Source organism: Streptomyces hypolithicus (assembly GCF_052934925.1).
In genome coordinates, this window is record NZ_CM128811.1 from 4,661,323 (window position 1) to 4,679,852 (window position 18,530).

Consider the following 18,530-nt stretch of genomic DNA (forward strand, 5'->3'; position numbering starts at 1 on the left):
GGGCGGCGGTGCCCCGACACGCCCGGGCACCGACGCAGAGGCACCGGCTCAGAGGCCGTACCGCTCCCGCGCCTCCTTGACCGCCGACGCCGGCACCTCGCCGCGCCGGGCCAGCTGGGCGAGGGCCGCGACCACCACGGACTGCGCGTCGACGCCGAAGTGGCGTCGCGCCGCCTCACGGGTGTCGGAGAGGCCGAAGCCGTCCGTGCCCAGCGAGGAGTAGTCCTGCTCGACCCACTGGCTGATCTGGTCCGGGACCTGACGCATCCAGTCGCTCACCGCGAGCACCGGACCGGGGGCGCCTTCGAGTGCCTGGGTGACGTACGGGGTGCGCATCTCGCCGCGCAGCAGCGCCTCGTCGCACTCCAGCGCGTCCCGCCGCAGCTCGCCCCACGACGTGGCCGACCACACGTCGGCCGCGACACCCCAGTCCGCCGCGAGGAGTTCCTGCGCCTCCAGCGCCCAGTGGATCGCCGTACCCGACGCGAGCAGCTGAGCTCGCGGCGCGTCGGCGGCCGGGGCGGCGGCCTCCTTGAAGCGGTAGAGGCCCTTGAGGATGCCCTCCTCGACGCCATCCGGCATCGCGGGCTGCGGCTTCGGCTCGTTGTAGACGGTCAGGTAGTAGAAGACGTTCTCGGCCTCGGGGCCGTACATCCGCCGCAGACCGTCCTTGACGATGACCGCGATCTCGTATGCGAACGCCGGGTCGTAGTTGAGCGACGCCGGGTTGGTGGACGCGATCAGGTGCGAGTGGCCGTCCGCGTGCTGGAGGCCCTCACCGGTCAGAGTCGTACGTCCGGCGGTCGCGCCGACGATGAAGCCGCGGCCCAGCTGGTCACCGAGCTGCCACATCTGGTCGGCCGTGCGCTGCCAGCCGAACATCGAGTAGAAGATGTAGAACGGGATCATCGGCTCGCCGTGCGTCGCGTACGACGTCGACGCGGCGATGAAGTCGGCCATCGCGCCGGCCTCGGTGATCCCCTCGTTGAGGATCTGGCCGTTCGTGGCTTCCTTGTAGTACATGAGCTGGTCGCGGTCGACGGGCTCGTACGTCTGGCCCAGCGGCGAGTAGATGCCGGCCGAGGGGAACAGCGACTCCATGCCGAAGGTACGCGCCTCGTCGGGCACGATCGGCACCCACCGCTTGCCGGTCTCCTTGTCCCGCATCAGCTCCTTGGCCAGCCGGACGAAGGCCATGGTGGTGGCCATCTCCTGCTTGCCGGACCCCTTCTTGAGCGCCTGGAACGCGCGCTCCTGCGGTTCCGGCAGCGCCACCGCGTGCACCCGGCGCGCGGGCGCGGGGCCGCCGAGGGCGGCGCGGCGCTCCTGGAGGTAGCGGACCTCGGTGGAGTCGGCGCCCGGGTGCCCGTACGGCACCAGCTCCTCGTCCAGCTTCGAGTCGGGGATCGGCAGCTCCAGCAGGTCCCGCATCGCGCGGAACTCCTTGCCGGACAGCTTCTTCATCTGGTGGTTGGCGTTCTTGGACTCGAAGCCCGGGCCGAGCGTGTAGCCCTTCACGGTCTGCGCGAGGATCACCGTCGGCGCGCCCTTGAACTCCACGGCCGCCCGGTACGCCGCGTACACCTTGCGGGCCTCGTGGCCGCCGCGCGAGGTGTGGAAGCACTCGGCGATCTTCGCGTCGGTAAGCAGCTTGCCCAGCTCGGCCAGCGCGGGCTCGGCGCCGAAGAAGTGCTCGCGGATGTACGCCGCGTCACGGGTCGCGTACGTCTGGAACTGCGCGTCCGGCACCTCACGCAGGCGGCGCACCAGCGCCCCCTGGGTGTCGAGCTGGAACAGCTCGTCCCAGGCGGAGCCCCAGAGCGTCTTGACGACGTTCCAGCCGGCGCCGCGGAACTGCGCCTCCAGCTCCTGCACGACCCGGAAGTTGGCGCGGACCGGGCCGTCGAGGCGCTGGAGGTTGCAGTTGATGACGAAGGTGAGGTTGTCGAGCTGCTCGCGGGCGGCGAGGGTGATCGCGGTGGTCGACTCCGGCTCGTCCATCTCGCCGTCGCCGAGGAACGCCCAGACGTGCGAGTTCGAGGTGTCCTTGATCTTGCGGTTCTCCAGGTAGCGGTTGAAGCGCGCCTGGTAGATCGCGGAGAGCGGGCCGAGGCCCATGGACACGGTCGGGAACTCCCAGAGCCACGGCAGCCGCCGCGGGTGCGGGTACGACGGCAGGCCGTCGCCGCCGGCCTCCTGGCGGAAGCGGTCGAGCTGGCCCTCGTTGATGCGGCCGTCGAGGAAGGCGCGGGCGTAGATGCCGGGGGAGGCGTGGCCCTGGATGTAGAGCTGGTCGCCGGAGCCGTCCCCCTCCTTTCCGCGGAAGAAGTGGTTGAAGCCCGTCTCGTACAGCCAGGCCGCGGAGGCGAAGGTGGCGATGTGCCCGCCCACGCCGAACCGGGAGCCGCGGGTGACCATGGCGGCCGCGTTCCAGCGGTTCCAGGCGGCGATACGGGATTCCATCGCCTCGTCGCCGTCGAAGGCGGGCTCGGCGGAGGTCGGGATGGTGTTGACGTAGTCCGTCTCCAGCAGCTTCGGCAGGGCGATGCCGGAGCCTTCGGCGTGCTGGAGCGTGCGGCGCATCAGGTAGGCCGCCCGGTGCGGGCCGGCGGCCTTGGTGACGGCGTCGAGGGAGGCCGCCCACTCGGCGGTCTCCTCGGTGTCACGGTCCGGGAGCTGGTCGAGCTCGCTCGGGGAAATGCGTACGGGGTCGGTCACGATGGCCGCCTTCCGGACAGGAGGGGGGGTGAAGAAAAGGGTGCCGTGTCTGGCAGGACAGGGCGGCGGGTCGGTGGACCCGTCGTCGACTGTAAGTCGCTGATCGATGATCGATCAAAGCCTGGGGGCGAAAAACTTGCCCGCGCAATGAAATTGGCATTCCGTGCCGCGGAATAGGGCACGGGGTGCCGGGGCGTTTCGGGCATTTGGGATGCATGCCGGGGTCCGCACGCCGAAGCGCCGCAGGCCACCCGCACGCCTGACCCCCGCACCCCCGGCGGCCCCGCACCCGGCGGCCCCGCACCCGACGCCCCCGCGCCCGCCCCCGCAGCACCCGCACCCTGCACCAGGCCACCGTCACGCCCGCGGCGCGCACCCCAGGACATGCGCCTTGACCAGCGTGCCGATCGCCGGGTCACGCCGCCGGAACGCGTCCACCAGCGCCTCGTGCTCCTCGGCGTACGACTTCTGCACCGTCCCCAGCCAGCGGATCGAGAGCGCGGTGAACACCTCGATGCCGAGCCCCTCCCATGTGTGCAGCAGAACACCGTTGCCCGCCGCCCGCACCAGCTCCCGGTGGAAGGCCACGGTGTGCCGCACCTGCCCGGTGCCGTCCGCCAGGCGGTCCGCCTCGTACAGCGCCGCCACATGCGGTTCCAGCGCCGAGCAGTCGTCGGCCAGCGCGTCCGCCGCCAGCTCCGCCGCGATCTGCTCCAGGCCGGCCCGTACCGGGTAGCTCTCCTCCAGGTCGGCCGCCGACAGGTTCCGTACCCGTACGCCCTTGTTGGGCGCCGACTCGATCAGCCGCAACGACTCCAGCTCCCGCAGTGCCTCCCGCACCGGCGTCTGGCTGACCTGCAGCTCGGTCGCGATCCGGCGCTCCACGATCCGCTCGCCCGGCTTCCAGCGCCCGCTGACGATCCCCTCCACGATGTGCTCGCGGATCTGCTCGCGCAGCGAGTGGACGACGGGCGGGGTCATGAGGGAGCTCCTTCGTGGAGGCCGAGGCTGTGGCCCTGGCCGAGGCTACCGGTCATTGTCGCAGCGGCCCGCACACAGCCCTCAGCGGCCGGCCGCACAGAAATGAACGCCGCTGGCAGACGATGCCTGGTTGCACCAGGCGCAGGCGCAGTCCCCCGAAGTACCGGGAGTGCGACCGCAGTAGCCGTCGAGTCGACGAGCCACACGCCGTCGCTCCACATCGTGGTGTCCCGGGCCCGGATCCAGGTCAGACGAAGGTGTCGGCAACTGAGCGCGGCCTGCTCTGACTTCCACGCCCCGACCGTGAGCGACGCAGTAACCCAACGGCCGGGATGTTGCCGGTTCTGCCGTAGGCGGTAACACGCGTGGAGCACAACCCGCTTACGGCCTGGTGCGCGATAGGGGACGGGCCCGCGACGCCGGCTACGGCACCTCGCCGCGTTGGCGAAAAGCCCTGGTAGCTCCGCTACGAGGACTGTCCGGCGCCTTGCGATCGCACGCACCGGACGCCGCTCCTTGACCCACGGGGAATTGTCAGACACCCCTAATGGCTCCGCTATGAGGACGCTCCGCCGCCTTGCGATGCACCGCATCCGACGCCGCGGGCTGATCCGCCCCCTATCGCGCACCAGGCCGTAAGGCCGCTGCGGCAAACGGACGGCGCCCCCGCCCGGATCTCTCCGGGCGGGGGCGCCGTCGTACAGCAGGTGTGCTTTACAGCCCGAGCTCGACCTCGAACTCGCCGGCCTCCAGGATCGCCTTGACGGCCGTCAGGTAACGGGCCGCGTCGGCGCCGTCCACCAGGCGGTGGTCGTAGGAGAGAGCCAGGTACGTCATGTCGCGGATGCCGATGACGGTGCCCTCGGCGGTCTCGATGACCGCCGGACGCTTGACGGTGGCGCCGATGCCCAGGATGGCGACCTGGTTCGGCGGCACGATGACGGTGTCGAACAGCGCACCGCGCGAACCGGTGTTGCTGATGGTGAAGGTCGCTCCGGACAGCTCGTCCGGGGTGATCTTGTTGCCGCGGACCTTGCTGGCCAGCTCGGCGGTCTTCTTGGAGATGCCCGCCAGGTTGAGGTCGCCCGCACCCTTGATGACCGGAGTCATCAGACCCTTCTCGGAGTCCACCGCGATACCGATGTTCTCGGTGTCGAAGTAGGTGATCGTGCCCTCATCCTCGTTGATCCGGGCGTTGACGACCGGGTAGGCCTTCAGCGCCTGGGCCGCCGCCTTGACGAAGAACGGCATCGGGGACAGTTTGACGCCCTCGCGGGCGGCGAACGCGTCCTTCGCCTGGTTGCGCAGCTTCATGAGCTTGGTGATGTCGACCTCGACGACCGAGGTCAGCTGGGCCTGCGTGTGCAGGGCCTTCATCATGTTGTCGCCGATGACCTTGCGCATGCGGGTCATCTTGACCGTCTGACCGCGCAGCGGGGACGCCTCGAGGGACGGAGCCTTCGAAGCGGCCGCCGGGGCGGCGGCAGCCGGAGCCGCGGCGGCCTTGGCGGCCTCCGCTGCGGCTACAACGTCCTGCTTGCGGATGCGGCCACCGACGCCGGAGCCCTTGACCGCGCCCAGGTCGACGTTGTTCTCGGCGGCGAGCTTACGGACCAGCGGGGTCACGTACGCACCGTCCGCGTCGCCCGCAGAGGCAGGGGCAGCGGGAGCGGGAGCGGCAGGGGCAGCCGGCGCGGCAGCCTTGGCCGGGGCGGCCGCCGGGGCGGCCGGGGCCTGGGGAGCGGGGGCGGCCTGCTCCTGCTTCGGAGCCGGAGCCTGCTGCTGGGGGGCCTCCTGCTTCGGGGCTTCCTCCGGCTTGGGCGCTTCCTGCTTCGGGGTCTCCTGAGCCGGGGCCGTGCCCTTGTCGCCGATGACGGCGAGCTTCGCGCCGACCTCGGCGGTCTCGTCCTCGCCGACCAGGATCTCCAGCAGCGTTCCGGCGGTCGGGGAGGGGATCTCGGTGTCGACCTTGTCGGTCGAGACCTCGAGCAGCGGCTCGTCCTCCGCGACCTCCTCGCCGACCTCCTTCAGCCAGCGGGTGACGGTGCCCTCGGTGACCGACTCGCCCAGTGCGGGCAGTACGACGTCCGTACCGGAGGCGCCGCCGGACGGGGCGGCAGCAGGGGCCTCGGCCTCGGCCGGAGCCGCAGCGGGCTCGGCCTCCGGCTCGGGCTCGGACTGGGCGGCGGGGGCCTCGGGGGCCTCGGCCTCGGCCGGTGCCTCCTCGGCGGCGGCCGGAGCGGAGGCCTCGGCTGCGGGCGCGCCCGAGCCGTCGTCGATGACGGCCAGCTCGGCGCCGACCTCCACCGTCTCGTCTTCGGCGACCTTGATGGACGAGAGAATGCCGGCGGCGGGCGCCGGGATCTCGGTGTCGACCTTGTCGGTCGACACCTCGAGCAGCGGCTCGTCGACCTCGACGCGCTCGCCCTCGGCCTTCAGCCAACGGGTGACAGTGCCCTCGGTAACGCTCTCACCGAGCGCCGGAAGGGTTACGGAAACCGACATGGTTTCGGTTGCTCCTAACAAAGTGAAGTGGTCGTCGCGCCCGGGACTGGATCAGTCGTGGGAGTGGAGAGGCTTGCCGGCCAGGGCCAGGTGGGCCTCGCCCATCGCCTCGTTCTGCGTCGGGTGGGCGTGGACGAGCTGCGCGACCTCGGCCGGCAGCGCCTCCCAGTTGTAGATCAACTGAGCCTCGCCGACCTGCTCGCCCATACGGTCACCGACCATGTGGACGCCGACCACGGCACCGTCCTTGACCTGGACGAGCTTGATCTCGCCCGCGGTCTTGAGGATCTTGCTCTTGCCGTTGCCCGCGAGGTTGTACTTCAGTGCGACGACCTTGTCCGCGCCGTAGATCTCCTTGGCCTTGGCCTCGGTGATGCCCACGGAAGCGACCTCGGGGTGGCAGTACGTCACGCGCGGCACACCGTCGTAGTCGACCGGAACGACCTTGAGCCCGGCCAGACGCTCCGCCACCAGCATGCCCTCGGCGAAGCCGACGTGCGCGAGCTGGAGCGTGGGGACGAGGTCACCGACCGCCGAGATGGTGGGCACGTTGGTCTGCATGTACTCGTCGACCAGGACGTAGCCGCGGTCCATCGCGACGCCCTGCTCCTCGTACCCGAGGCCCTGCGACACCGGGCCGCGGCCGATCGCGACGAGCAGCAGCTCGGCCTCGAACTCCTTGCCGTTGGCCAGGGTGACCTTGACGCCGTCGTTCGTGTACTCGGCCTTCTCGAAGAACGCGCCCAGCGAGAAGGTGATGCCGCGCTTGCGGAACGCGCGCTCCAGCAGCTTCGAGCTGTTCTCGTCCTCGACCGGCACGAGGTGCTTGAGGCCCTCGACGACGGTCACGTCCGTGCCGAAGGACTTCCACGCGGAGGCGAACTCGACGCCGATGACGCCGCCGCCGAGCACGATCGCGGACTTCGGGACCCGGTCCAGCGTCAGCGCGTGGTCCGAAGAGATGATGCGGTTGCCGTCGATCTCCAGGCCCGGCAGCGACTTCGGCACGGAGCCGGTCGCCAGCAGGACATGGCGGCCCTGGACACGCTGGCCGTTCACATCGACGGAGGTCGGGGAGGAGAGCTTGCCCTCGCCCTCGATGTACGTCACCTTGCGCGAGGCGACCAGGCCCTGCAGGCCCTTGTACAGGCCGGCGATGACGTCGTCCTTGTACTTGTGGACGCCCGCCATGTCGACGCCGTCAAAGGTCGCCTTGATGCCGAACTGCTCGGACTCGCGCGCCTGGTCGGCGATCTCGCCCGCGTGCAGCAGTGCCTTCGTCGGGATGCAGCCGTTGTGCAGGCAGGTGCCGCCGAGCTTGTTCTTCTCGATCAGGGCGACATCCAGGCCAAGCTGAGCGCCGCGCAGGGCCGCGGCGTAACCGCCACTGCCACCGCCGAGGATCACTAGGTCGAAAACGGTGCTGGCGTCGTTCGCCACGTCACGTCCTCCATGCATGTGCGCCGGGCGCGGTCGTCGATGACCGGGCGGCGGCTGGTGTTCGGCCGCTTTTATGTGTCGGCCCTGTGGTGGGGGCCCTGTCCTGCCGAGAACCCATCCTCGCACTTGTTCACGGACGGCGGGACGCGGGGCCGGGGAACGAGACGGTCAGGGGCCGCTCGCCGCAAATTACTGACGCGTTTACTGAGGCGCTTACGGCCTGGTGCGCGATAGGGGACGGGCCCGCGACGCCGGCTACGGCACCTCGCCGCGTTGGCGAAACTCCTAATAGCTCCGCTATGAGGACGCTCCGCCGCCTTGCGATACGCCGCGGGCTGATCCGCCCCCTATCGCGCACCAGGCCGTTACTGAGGCGTGCGTACGGCCCCGGACACGTGCCCGGGGCCGTACGCACGCGGAGCCAGGGTCAGCCGAGGTCGCCCGCGGCGGTGTGCTCGGCGAGCGCCACCAGGGTGCGGATCGCGGAACCGGTGCCGCCCTTGGGGGTGTAGCCGAAGGGGCTGCCGTCGTTGTACGCCGGGCCCGCGATGTCCAGGTGCGCCCAGGCGATGTCCTCGCCGACGAACTCCTGGAGGAACAGACCGGCGACCAGACCGCCGCCCATCCGCTCGCCCATGTTCGCGATGTCGGCGGTCGCGGAGTCCATGCCCTTGCGCAGCTCCACCGGCATCGGCATCGGCCAGGACTGCTCGCCGGCCTCCTCCGCGATCTCGTGGATGGCGGTACGGAACGACTCGTCGTTGCCCATGACGGCGAAGGTCCGGTTGCCGAGAGCCACCACCATCGCACCGGTCAGCGTCGCCACGTCGACGATCGCGTCGGGGTGCTCCTCGGACGCGCGGGTCAGCGCGTCACCGAGGACCAGGCGGCCCTCGGCGTCGGTGTTGAGCACCTCGACGGACTTGCCGCTGTACATGCGCAGCACGTCACCGGGGCGGGTCGCGCTGCCGGAGGGCATGTTCTCGGCGAGCGCCAGCCAGCCGGTGACGTTGACCCGCAGGCCGAGGCGGGCGGCCGTGATGACGGCGGCGAACACGGCGGCGGCGCCGGCCATGTCGCACTTCATCGTCTCGTTGTGGCCGGCCGGCTTCAGCGAGATGCCGCCCGAGTCGTAGGTGATGCCCTTGCCGACGTAGGCGAGGGTCTTCTCCGCCTTGGGGTGCGTGTACGCGAGCTTCACCAGGCGCGGGCCGTGCTCCGAGCCCTGGCCTACGCCGAGGATGCCGCCGAAGCCGCCCTTGACGAGCGCCTTCTCGTCCAGCACCTGCACCTTGACACCGTGCTCCTTGCCGGCCGCAGTGGCCACGGCGGCGAAGGACTCCGGGTACAGGTCGTTCGGCGGGGTGTTGACCAGGTCGCGGGCGCGGTTGATCTCCTCGGTCAGCGCCAGCGCGCGCTCCACGGCGGCCTTGAACGCCTTGTCGCGCGGCTTGCCGCCGAGCACGGTGATCTCGGCGAGCGGCAGCTTCGCCCCGTCGGCCGCTGCCTTCTCGCCCTTCTCTCCGCCCTGGTACGCCGTGAAGGCGTACGCACCGAGCAGGGCCCCCTCCGCGACGGCCGCGGCGTCTTCGACGGCCTCCACGGGCAGCGCGAAGCCGGCCTTCTTGGCACCGCTCAGCGCGCGGGCGGCGGCGCCGGCCGCGCGGCGCAGCGACTCGGCGCTGTACGTGTCGTCCTTGTCCAGCGCCGCGCCCAGGCCGACGGCCAGCACGACGGGGGACTTGAGGCCGTCGGGCGCGGGCAGCTTGGTGACCTCGCCCTCGGCACCCGAGGCGCCGAGGGTCTCCAGGACGGCGGCGAGCTTCCCGTCGAACGCCTTGTCCACGGCCTCGGCGCCCGGTGCGACGACCAGGTCCCCGGACTTGGATCCAGCGCCCTTCGCCACACCGACGACGATGGCGTCGGCGCGCAGCGCGGCCGCGCCGGAAGTGCTGAGAGTGAGAGCAGTCACGGTGGTGAAATCTCGCTTCCGTTGAGTTGTTCGGCCGAAGGGGTGGGGCCGGCCGCGCCCGACGCGTCCGTTTTCTCCCGGCGACCCGGCGACCCGGCGACCCGGCGACCCGGCGGCCCGGCCGGATGTGCGCCGCTGCTGAGCCTACGCGCGGTTGAGTCGTTCGATCACAGCAGCGAGGCGTTCACTCATCAGTGGTCTCATTTTTCGTGTTTACATTGCGGCGGGTGAGGCCTCCGTCACACTCGCGGCAATCAGGCAAGTGACCATGACCTTGCTTTGCATGATTTCCACAGGTCGTCCGCGAACTCTCCGTGGACGATCTTCTAGGGGAGGGTGCGCGATGGCGTACGACAAGGTGCGTGTGGGCAGGGCCTCGGCCGCGGTGCTGGCGGCCGGACTGCTGGTGGTGGCGGTGCCGCCGACGGGAGCGGGCGCCGCGCCCGTGCCCCGTATCGACCTGAAGGTTCTCGTCGTCGACGACGGCGGAGCCTCGGTGGACGCGATCGCGTCGGAGCTGCGGGGCACGGGCGTGCCGCACACCGTGGTGCGGCTCGACGACCCGGACCGGCCGGTCGTCGACGCGGCGTTCCTGTCCGACACGGTGGACGGGCGGCCGCGCGCCAAGTACCAGGGCGTGGTGCTGCCCACCTCGGGGGTGTTCGGCGCCGGGTCCCCGGAGACGGCCGCCCTGACCGCGTACGAGAAGACCTTCGGCATCCGCCAGGTCGACGCCTACAGCTGGGCGCACCCGGGCGTCGGGCTCGACTACTCCGGCGAGGGCGGGTACGCCGGGACGCTCGACGGCGTGGACGCGGCAGTGACCCCCGCCGGGAAGGCCGGGCCCTTCGGCTATCTCGACGGGGCCGTCGAGTTCGAGGACAACTCGCCGTCCGTCGGCGAGAGCTACGGGTACGCGGGCCGGCCCCGCGAGGGCTACACCAGCTACCTGGACATGCCGGTCGACGGCGGCGGACGGGCCAGTCTCGTCGGCGAGTTCGTCAGCGACGGGCGGCGCGAACTGGTCGTCACCTTCGCGTACAACCAGAACCAGCGGCAGTTCCGGCTGCTCGCCCGCGGCGTCGTCGAATGGCTCACCGGGGGCGTCCACCTCGGCCAGAGCCGTAACTACTTCTCGGTGCACGTCGACGACGTCTTCGCACCGGACAGCCGCTGGGACACCGAACTCAACTGCACCCCCGGCGACTTCGACTTCGACTGCGGCGACGGCGAGGGCGAGGGCACCACGCCCGTGCGGATGACCGCCGACGACGCGCGGTACGCCGCCCAGTGGCAGCAGTCGGCCGGCTTCACGCTCGACATGGTCTACAACGCCGGGTCCGGCGAGGAGTGGAAGGCCGCGAACGGCGGCAGCGACCCGCTCACCGCGCAGCTGCTCGCCGACCGGGCGAAGTACCGCTGGGTGAACCACACGTACACCCACCCCTTCCTCGGGTGCGTGCAGGACACTTCGACCGTGCCGTGGCAGTGCGCGAAGGACGCCGCGGGCAACACGCGGTGGATGAGCCGCGCCGACATCTCGGCGCAGATCCGGGACAACCACCGGTGGGCGGTGGGCAAGGGCCTCGTCGTCGACCGGAGCGAACTCGTCACCGGGGAGCACTCGGGCCTCAAGACCCTGCCGCAGCAGCCCCAGGACAACCCGAACCTCGCCCCCGCGCTCGCCGACAACGGCGTGGAGTGGGTGGCCAGTGACAACTCGCGCGAGCCGCGCCAGCGGGCCGTCGGCAGCGCGCTCACCGTGCCGCGCCACCCGATGAACGTGTACTACAACGTCGGCACGGCCGCCGAGATGACGGACGAGTACAACTGGATCTACAGCAGCAGGGCCGACGGCGGCAGCGGCGTGTGCGAGACCAACCCCGGCTCGACCTGCCTCGACGACCCGCTCGACACGGCCACCGGCTACGCCGACCACATCGCGCCGCAGGAGGCGCGCACGGCGCTCGGCCACGTCATCGCCAACGACCCGCGCCCGCACTACGTGCACCAGTCCAACCTGGCTGAGGAAAGGATCCTCTACCCGGTCCTGGACAAGGTCCTGGGCGACTACCGGGCCCTGTTCGCCGACAACACGCCCGTCGTCAACCCACGCCACAAGGACGCCGGTTCCGAGCTCGCCCGCCGCGCCGCCTGGGACGAGGTGCTCGCGGACGGCGAGGTCACGGCGTACCGCATCGGCACGACCGTCACCGTGCAGGCGCCCTCGGGGATCGCGGCACCCGTCACGGCGCCGGAGGGCACGCGAAAGCAGCAGTTCCTGGGAACGGCCGTTTACGGCACGCCATACGCCGGACAGCGCTCGGCCTGGACGTCACCGGAGGCGTTCCAGCGAGCGGTCACGCTGCGGGTCCCTACTGCCTGATCCGCCCCTACTGCCTGATCCGCCCCGCCTTCTGACCTGCCCCGCCGTCTGTCCTGACCGACCTGACCGACCCGTCTGACCAACAGCACCTGGAACCCGTCCTGGGGGGACATCCACATGAGCCGCGGGCTCCACGTCAGCATGCTCACCGAAGGAACGTATCCGCACGTCCAGGGGGGCGTCAGCACCTGGTGCGACCAGCTCGTCCGCGGCATGCCGGAGGTCGATTTCCACGTCGTCTCGCTCACCGGCAGCGGCCGCGAGCCCGTCACCTGGGAGCTGCCGCGCAACGTCTACCGCCACACCACGGTCCCGCTGTGGGGACCCGAGACGGGAGGGGGCGGCCGAGGGGGCGCCGGGCTGTTCCGCGGCCCGCGTCCCCTCCGGGGCCGGGAGCACCGCCTGTTCCTGGCCGGTTACGAGCGCTTCCTCCTCGCTCTCCTCGACCCGGAAGCCGGCTGTGACTTCGGCCCCGAGCTGTACGCCCTGGCCACCCTCGCCCGGCAGGGCCGGCTGACCCGCGCCCTGCGCTCCGAGGCGGCACTGCGCACCCTGACCAGGGTCTGGACCATGCGGCACCTGCCGATAGCCCGGGCCAGGCCCACCCTGCACGACGCGCTCACCGCGACCGATCTGCTGGAGCACCTGCTGCGCCCGCTGGCCGCCCGTATCCCCGCCGACAGCGTGGCGCACGCCGTCAGCAGCGGGCTCGCCACGCTTCCCGCCCTCGCCGCCAAGCACTTCGACGGCGCACCTTTCCTCCTCACCGAGCACGGCATCTACCTCCGCGAGCGCTATCTCGGCTATCGCTCGGTCGCGCAGCGCTGGCCCGTCAAGGCGCTGCTGCTCGGCTTCTACCGCGAGCTGAACTCGCTCGGCTATCGCGAGGCCGACCTCATCACCCCCTGCAACCAGTACAACCGTCGCTGGGAGGAGCGCGGCGGCGCCCCCGCCGCGCGCATCCGCACCGTCTACAACGGCGTCGACCCGCACCTCTTCCCGCACGCCGGTCCCGAGCCGGACGTCCCCACGCTCAGCTGGGCGGGCCGCATCGACCCGATCAAGGACCTGGAGACGCTCGTACGGGCCTACGCACTGGCCCGCGCCCGCCTGCCCGAGCTGCGGCTCAGGCTGTTCGGCGGGGTGCCGGACGGCGGCGAGTGGTACCGCACGCAGCTGGAGAAACTCGCCGCCGAGCTGGGCGTGGCCGACGCAATCACCTACGAGGGACGGATATCCGATGTGGCCCGCGCCTACGGGGCGGGCCACATCGTGATGCTTTCCAGCATCAGCGAGGGCTTCCCGTTCAGCATCATCGAAGCCATGTCGTGCGGGCGGACGACCGTGTCGACGGATGTGGGCGGCGTACGCGAAGCCGTCGGCGACACCGGGCTCGTGGTGCCGCCGCGCGAACCGGAGGCGATGGCACGGGCCGTCCTCGACCTCATGGGGGACGACGCCCGGCGGACCGAACTCGGCCGGCTCTCCCGTCAGCGGGTGATCGACCGCTTCACGCTGCGCCGCTCCGTCGACGGCTTCCGCGACATCTACCGCGAACTCGACGGCGAACGCGGCCGCGAAATCGGCCTCGAACTCGACCGCGTACCCGAGCAGGTTGCCGCGCTGCCCGAGCCGCCCGGCGACTCGACGACCACCGAGCTCGCCGACCCCTGGTGGAGCGATCTGTCCCTGCACGGAGCCGGAGGGGACTGGTGAGCGGCCCGCTGTGGACGGCGTTCCCCGGCGAGCACCGGGACACCCTGCCGCGCATCCCCCGTCAGCGCCCCAGGTCGCCCCGCCGGGCCGCGGACCCGCTGGACGAACTCACCGACCGGCTGGCGGACCTGATATCCGCCGCGGTGCACCCCGACGAGATCGCGGCGATCCTCGAATCGGACGGCATGACGGACGATCACATCCGGCTGACGTACGGCCGTGAGGACTCCTTCGCCCTGGCCGAGGAGCTCTTCACCCGCGTTCCGCGCGCCTTTCCGGAACCGGACGCCGCGCCCGCCGAGGGGAGCGGGCCGTGGGGTCACGGCGGGCTCGCGGCGTGCCTGCTGCGTGGGCTGCTGTTCGCGCTGCCGGGTCTCGCGTACGTCCTGGTGGCGCCGTTCGTGGCCCCGGCCCCGGGGGACGGGCAGGGACTGCCTCCGGGTACGGGCGTCCTCCTGGCGGGGGCACTCGTCGGGTGGACGTGGAATCAGGCGCTGGCACACCGGGCGTACACCTGGCTGGGACTCGGCGACCGTCCGGCCGCCGCCGGGGCGCTGCTCGCGGGTGCGCCTGCGGGGGCGGTACTGGGGACGGGGGTCGCGGCTGCGGTCGCCGCGTGGCCGGGGGCGGGGGGCGCTGGGGCGGTCGCGTTCGCCGGTGCCCAGGCGGTCTACCAGGGCGCGGCCACGGCGCTGCTGGTTCTGGGGCGCGAGCGGCTGCTGCTGTCGGCGCTCGCCCCGATGGCGGCGGGGGCCGCGCTGACGGCGGCGTACGACGTGCCGACGGCGGTCAGGGCCGGGCTGCTGATCGCATCGGGGGCGGCGGTGCTGGCGCTGACGGCGCGTGAGCTGGTGCGGGGCGGTGCGGGCGGCCGGTTGTGGCTGCGTTCTCCTCAATCGGCGTATCCAGCCCCTCCAGCGTTCGAGAAGCGGGCTCCGGGGCGGAGCTCAAGGCGGCGGAGTCCAAGGCGGCGGGGCTCAAGGCGGCGGGGCCCCAGGTGGGGGAGCCGCACGGTGCCGCGGGGCGGGCCCCCGCTGCTGCGGTCCCTGCCGTACGGTGCGTTCGGGCTCACGACCGGCGTGCTCGTGCTGCACGCCGTACTCGCGGACGAGGTCGCCGGAAGCCCCGGCGGCGCCATCGCCGCCCCCGGCGCCGTCGCGCTCACGCTCAGCATGGGCCCCGCCGAATGGCTGCTGCACCGCTTCCGGCGACGCGGCGACGCCGGGCTGCGCGCGAGCACCACCCCCCGTGCCTTCCGCCGCGCCGCCGGCGCCGCCCTCGCCGGCTGCCTGACCGGTTACCTCGCCGTGCTGCTCGCCCTCGTCGTGGCCGCGACCCTCCTGTGGCCCGGGGCCTCCGTACCGGACGCCCCCCGGGTGACCGGCCTGCTGCTCATCGGCGTCATGCTGTGGACCGGGCTGCTGCTCCAGGCGTTCGGCGCGGTGCTTGCCGCAGCGGCCGTGTGCGGTGCGGCCGCCCTCGCCCAGACCGTGGCCCTGTTCGCCGCGCCGGGTGCCGCCCACTCCGTCGCGCTCGCCGTGCCTGGCGCCGGGTCCGCCGTACTGGCCGCCCTGGCCTGCGTCCTGCTGGGTCGCGCGACCGCCCACCGTCCGTGAGGATCTCTACGTGACCCACCTGCTCGTGCCGCTCTACGAGCACCCCGCCGAACGCCCGGACGCCTGGGAGGTCGTCATCCGGGCGGCTCCGCGCCTGTACGGCGTCGTGCTCAACCCCGACAGCGGTCCCGGCGCCGCCCCCGACGCGGCGTTCGCCGCCGTGTCGTCGCGCCTGCGCGATGCGGGTGTACGCGTCCTCGGCTACGCCGACACGGACTACGCACGCCGCCCGCACGCCGCCGTCGTCCAGGACCTGCAGCGCCACCGCGACTGGTACGGCGTCGACGGGGTCTTCCTCGACCAGGTGCCGTCCGGCCCCGACGCACTGCCCCACTACCGGCGCCTGGCCGTCGCCGCCCGCGCGGCCCGCGCCACCACCGTCGTGCTCAACCACGGCGTCCACCCGGACCCCGGCTACCTGGAGACCGCCGACCTGCTGGTCACCTTCGAGGGCACCTGGGAGACGTACCGGACGGCCGAAGTCCCGCCCTGGACGGCGGCGTACGCACCCGGCCGCTTCTGCCATCTCGTGTACGCCGCCCCGCCCGACGCCGCCCTCACCGCCGGCGTCGGCTGCGCGGTACCGGGGGAGGGGGCGCACCCGTGGGGGACCCTGCCGCACGGTTTGGACTGCTTGGACTGCTTGGACTGCTTGGACTGCTTGGACCGCCTGGACGGGTTGGACCGCCTGGACGGCCCGCGATGAGGACCCGGCGCGCCCTCCTGCTCCTGCTGCCCCTGCTGCTGCTCGCAGCCTGCACGGGCGACCCCGACACGCCGGACGACCGCGAGCCGCCGGGCCCGCGCTGGCTGCCGGAGCCCGGCCTCGCCTGGCAGTGGCAGCTCAGCGGCCGGCTCGATCCCACCGTCGACGTACCCGTGTACGACATCGACGGCTTCGACCACCCCCCCTCCGCCGTCGCCGGCCTGCACCGCGAGGGCCGCAAGGTGATCTGCTACCTCTCCACCGGCGCCTGGGAGGAGTTCCGGCCGGACGCCGGGAAGTACCCCAAGTCCGTCCTGGGCCGGGGGAACGGCTGGAAGGGTGAGCGCTGGCTCGACATCCGCCGCACCGACATCCTCGAACCCCTGATGGCCGAACGCCTCGACATGTGCCGGAAGAAGGGCTTCGACGCGGTCGAGCCCGACAACATGGACGGCTACCGCAACCGCACAGGCTTCCCCCTCACCGCAGCCGACCAACTCCGCTACAACCGGCTGATCGCCCGCCTCGCCCACGCGCGCGGCATGTCCGTCGGCCTCAAGAACGACCTGGACCAGATCCCGGAACTCGTCGGGGACTTCGACTTCGCGGTCAACGAGCAGTGCGCCGAGTACGAGGAGTGCGAACAGCTCACGCCGTTCATCAAGGCCGGCAAGGCGGTCTTCCACGTGGAGTACGAACTGCCGCTGCGCCGCTTCTGCCAGGGGACGCGAAAGCTGGGACTCAGCTCGATGCTGAAGAAGTACGAGCTGGGGGTGTGGCGCAGGCCCTGCTGAGCGCGCGGCCCCCCGCACCCCGGCGGGCACCCGTCACCCCAGCGCCAGGGCCCCCGTCACTCCAGCGCCAGGACCACCAGCGCCGCCGTGGCCGCCGTCTCCGCCACGCCACCGAACACGTCCCCTGTGACCCCGCCGAAGCGGCGTACACAGTGGCGCAGCAACACCTGTGCTGCGGCCAGGGCAACGAGCACCGCACCCGCGAACCGCAGGGCGGCGTACGGGCCGAAGAGCGTTCCCGCGACGCACGCGCAGAGCGCTGCCACAGCAGTTGCGACAGCCACCGCGGAACGCACGGTGACCGTTCCCGCGACCGCCGCACCGAGCCCCCCGGGACGGGCCGCGGGAACGCCCGCGCGGGAGGCGAGGGTCAGGGCGAGGCGGGCGGCCACGGCTGACAGTGCGGCGCCCGCGGCACCCCGCGCCCACCCGGCGGCGTACAGCTCGTGGAGCGCCGCCACCTGGGCCAGCAGCACGAACAGCAGGGTGATCACCCCGAACGGCCCGATGTCCGACTGCTTCATGATGCGCAGCGCGTCATCGGCCCCTTTCGCGCTGCCCAGCCCGTCCCCTGTGTCGGCGAGACCGTCCAGGTGCAGCCCACGCGTGAGAGCGGCCGGTACGGCGGCGCTCGCCACGGCGGCGAGCAGCGGCCCCGACCCGAGGAGCAGTAGTACGCCCCCCGCTGCTGCCGCGCACAAGCCCACCACAAGGCCCGCCAGCGGGGCGCACAGCATCCCGGCGCGCGCCGCCTCGCGGTCCCACCGGGTCACGCGGACGGGAAGCACAGTGAGCGTGCCGAAGGCGAACCGCAGGCCGTCGCTGATGAGGAAGGTCACCGCGCGCACGGTAGTCGCTGCCGACGGCCGGTAAGTTACGCGTAACGGACAAAAAGGGGGCGAGTGGCATGGGTCACTGGTGGTACCGGAACATCCTGGAGCCGGGGAAGCTCCCGCTGCTGCTGGCTCTGCTCTCCTTCATCCTCACGTTTCTGATCACCCGCACCATCACCCGGCTGATCCGGGCCGGCCGGGGGCCGTTCAGGAACGTCTCACCGGGCGGCCTGCACATTCACCATGTGGTTCCCGGTCTGATCCTCATGACGATCGGCGGCTTCGGGGCGGTGGCCGCCGGCCGGCACGGCGTCAGCGGCGCGGTCTGCGCGGTGATCTTCGGGCTCGGCGCGGGGCTGGTCCTCGACGAGTTCGCGCTGGTACTCCATCTCGACGACGTCTACTGGAGCGAACAGGGCCGCCAGAGTGTGGAGGTGGTAGTCCTCACCGCCGCGCTGGTGGGCCTGGTGCTCAGCGGATCGGCGCCGTTCGGGGTGAACGAACTGACGCCGGACGAGCGGCAGAGCCGCGGTGCGCTGATCGCGAACGTGGCCTTCAACTTCTTCCTGGCCCTGGTCGCGCTCAGCAAGGGCAAAGTCCGCACGGCGGTCTTCGGAGCCGTCGTACCGTTCGTGGCGCTCATCGGCGCGATCCGGCTGGCCAAACCCGGGTCCCCGTGGGCGAAGCGTGTCTATCGCAGGCGCCCACGGGCGCGCGCCAGGGCGGCGCTGCGTGCCTGGCACCATGATCGCCGCTGGTCGGGGCTCAGCCGCAGATTTCAGGACCTGATCGGCGGGGTGCCGGATCCCGAACGGCTGCCCGCCCGCGACCAGAAGTGAACGGCGGCAGCCACAGCAGGTGGC

12 protein-coding genes are annotated in these 18,530 nt (G+C 71.7%); 6 read left to right on the forward strand and 6 right to left on the reverse strand.

The genetic code is table 11. The features are described from left to right. Positions 1 to 48: 48 nt before the first annotated feature. The 5 genes from aceE to ACU6WZ_RS22040 all read right to left on the reverse strand — a co-directional run bounded on the left by aceE (position 49) and on the right by ACU6WZ_RS22040 (position 9,616). On the reverse strand, positions 49 to 2,718 hold the full coding sequence (aceE, locus tag ACU6WZ_RS22020; RefSeq protein WP_447029863.1) for a pyruvate dehydrogenase (acetyl-transferring), homodimeric type: 2,670 nt from the start codon (positions 2,716 to 2,718) through the stop codon (positions 49 to 51). A gap of 357 nt (positions 2,719 to 3,075) precedes the next feature. After that, positions 3,076 to 3,699: a GntR family transcriptional regulator gene (locus ACU6WZ_RS22025; RefSeq protein WP_447029864.1), complete on the reverse strand. Its 624-nt coding sequence runs from the start codon at positions 3,697 to 3,699 to the stop codon at positions 3,076 to 3,078. Positions 3,700 to 4,413: 714 nt separating this feature from the next. Continuing rightward, positions 4,414 to 6,204, reverse strand: coding sequence for a 2-oxoglutarate dehydrogenase, E2 component, dihydrolipoamide succinyltransferase (gene sucB, locus ACU6WZ_RS22030; RefSeq protein ID WP_447029866.1), 1,791 nt, complete (start codon positions 6,202 to 6,204; stop codon positions 4,414 to 4,416). A gap of 51 nt (positions 6,205 to 6,255) precedes the next feature. Next, the gene (gene lpdA, locus ACU6WZ_RS22035; protein WP_447029867.1) at positions 6,256 to 7,644 is read right to left on the reverse strand and encodes a dihydrolipoyl dehydrogenase; all 1,389 of its coding nucleotides are present in this window, start codon (positions 7,642 to 7,644) and stop codon (positions 6,256 to 6,258) included. A gap of 427 nt (positions 7,645 to 8,071) precedes the next feature. After that, a complete protein-coding gene (locus ACU6WZ_RS22040) occupies positions 8,072 to 9,616 on the reverse strand; it encodes a leucyl aminopeptidase (RefSeq protein ID WP_447029868.1) in 1,545 nt (514 codons plus the stop codon). A gap of 343 nt (positions 9,617 to 9,959) precedes the next feature. On the opposite strand from ACU6WZ_RS22040, the gene ACU6WZ_RS22045 reads away from it, so the two are divergent. The 5 genes from ACU6WZ_RS22045 to ACU6WZ_RS22065 all read left to right on the forward strand — a co-directional run bounded on the left by ACU6WZ_RS22045 (position 9,960) and on the right by ACU6WZ_RS22065 (position 16,834). Further along, positions 9,960 to 12,002: a hypothetical protein gene (locus ACU6WZ_RS22045; protein WP_447029869.1), complete on the forward strand. Its 2,043-nt coding sequence runs from the start codon at positions 9,960 to 9,962 to the stop codon at positions 12,000 to 12,002. Positions 12,003 to 12,119: 117 nt separating this feature from the next. After that, positions 12,120 to 13,718, forward strand: a complete 1,599-nt coding sequence (pelF, locus tag ACU6WZ_RS22050; protein WP_447029871.1) for a GT4 family glycosyltransferase PelF — start codon at positions 12,120 to 12,122, stop codon at positions 13,716 to 13,718. Continuing rightward, on the forward strand, positions 13,715 to 15,334 hold the full coding sequence (locus tag ACU6WZ_RS22055; RefSeq protein ID WP_447029872.1) for a hypothetical protein: 1,620 nt from the start codon (positions 13,715 to 13,717) through the stop codon (positions 15,332 to 15,334). Before pelF ends, ACU6WZ_RS22055 begins: the two co-directional genes overlap by 4 nt. Before the next feature lie 10 nt (positions 15,335 to 15,344). Further along, on the forward strand, positions 15,345 to 16,040 hold the full coding sequence (locus ACU6WZ_RS22060) for a spherulation-specific family 4 protein (RefSeq protein ID WP_447029873.1): 696 nt from the start codon (positions 15,345 to 15,347) through the stop codon (positions 16,038 to 16,040). Next, positions 16,037 to 16,834, forward strand: a complete 798-nt coding sequence (locus ACU6WZ_RS22065; protein WP_447029874.1) for an endo alpha-1,4 polygalactosaminidase — start codon at positions 16,037 to 16,039, stop codon at positions 16,832 to 16,834. The genes ACU6WZ_RS22060 and ACU6WZ_RS22065 overlap by 4 nt, the downstream gene beginning before the upstream one ends. A gap of 56 nt (positions 16,835 to 16,890) precedes the next feature. Here ACU6WZ_RS22065 and ACU6WZ_RS22070 read toward each other — a convergent pair whose 3' ends face one another. Then, entirely contained in the window at positions 16,891 to 17,673 is a 783-nt protein-coding gene (locus ACU6WZ_RS22070; protein WP_447029875.1) for an adenosylcobinamide-GDP ribazoletransferase, read from the reverse strand. 68 nt (positions 17,674 to 17,741) lie between these two features. Between ACU6WZ_RS22070 and ACU6WZ_RS22075 the strand changes: the two genes are divergently transcribed. Next, positions 17,742 to 18,506 (forward strand): hypothetical protein, encoded by a 765-nt coding sequence (locus ACU6WZ_RS22075; protein WP_447029876.1) that lies wholly within the window; start codon positions 17,742 to 17,744, stop codon positions 18,504 to 18,506. The last annotated feature ends 24 nt before the right edge of the window (positions 18,507 to 18,530 follow it).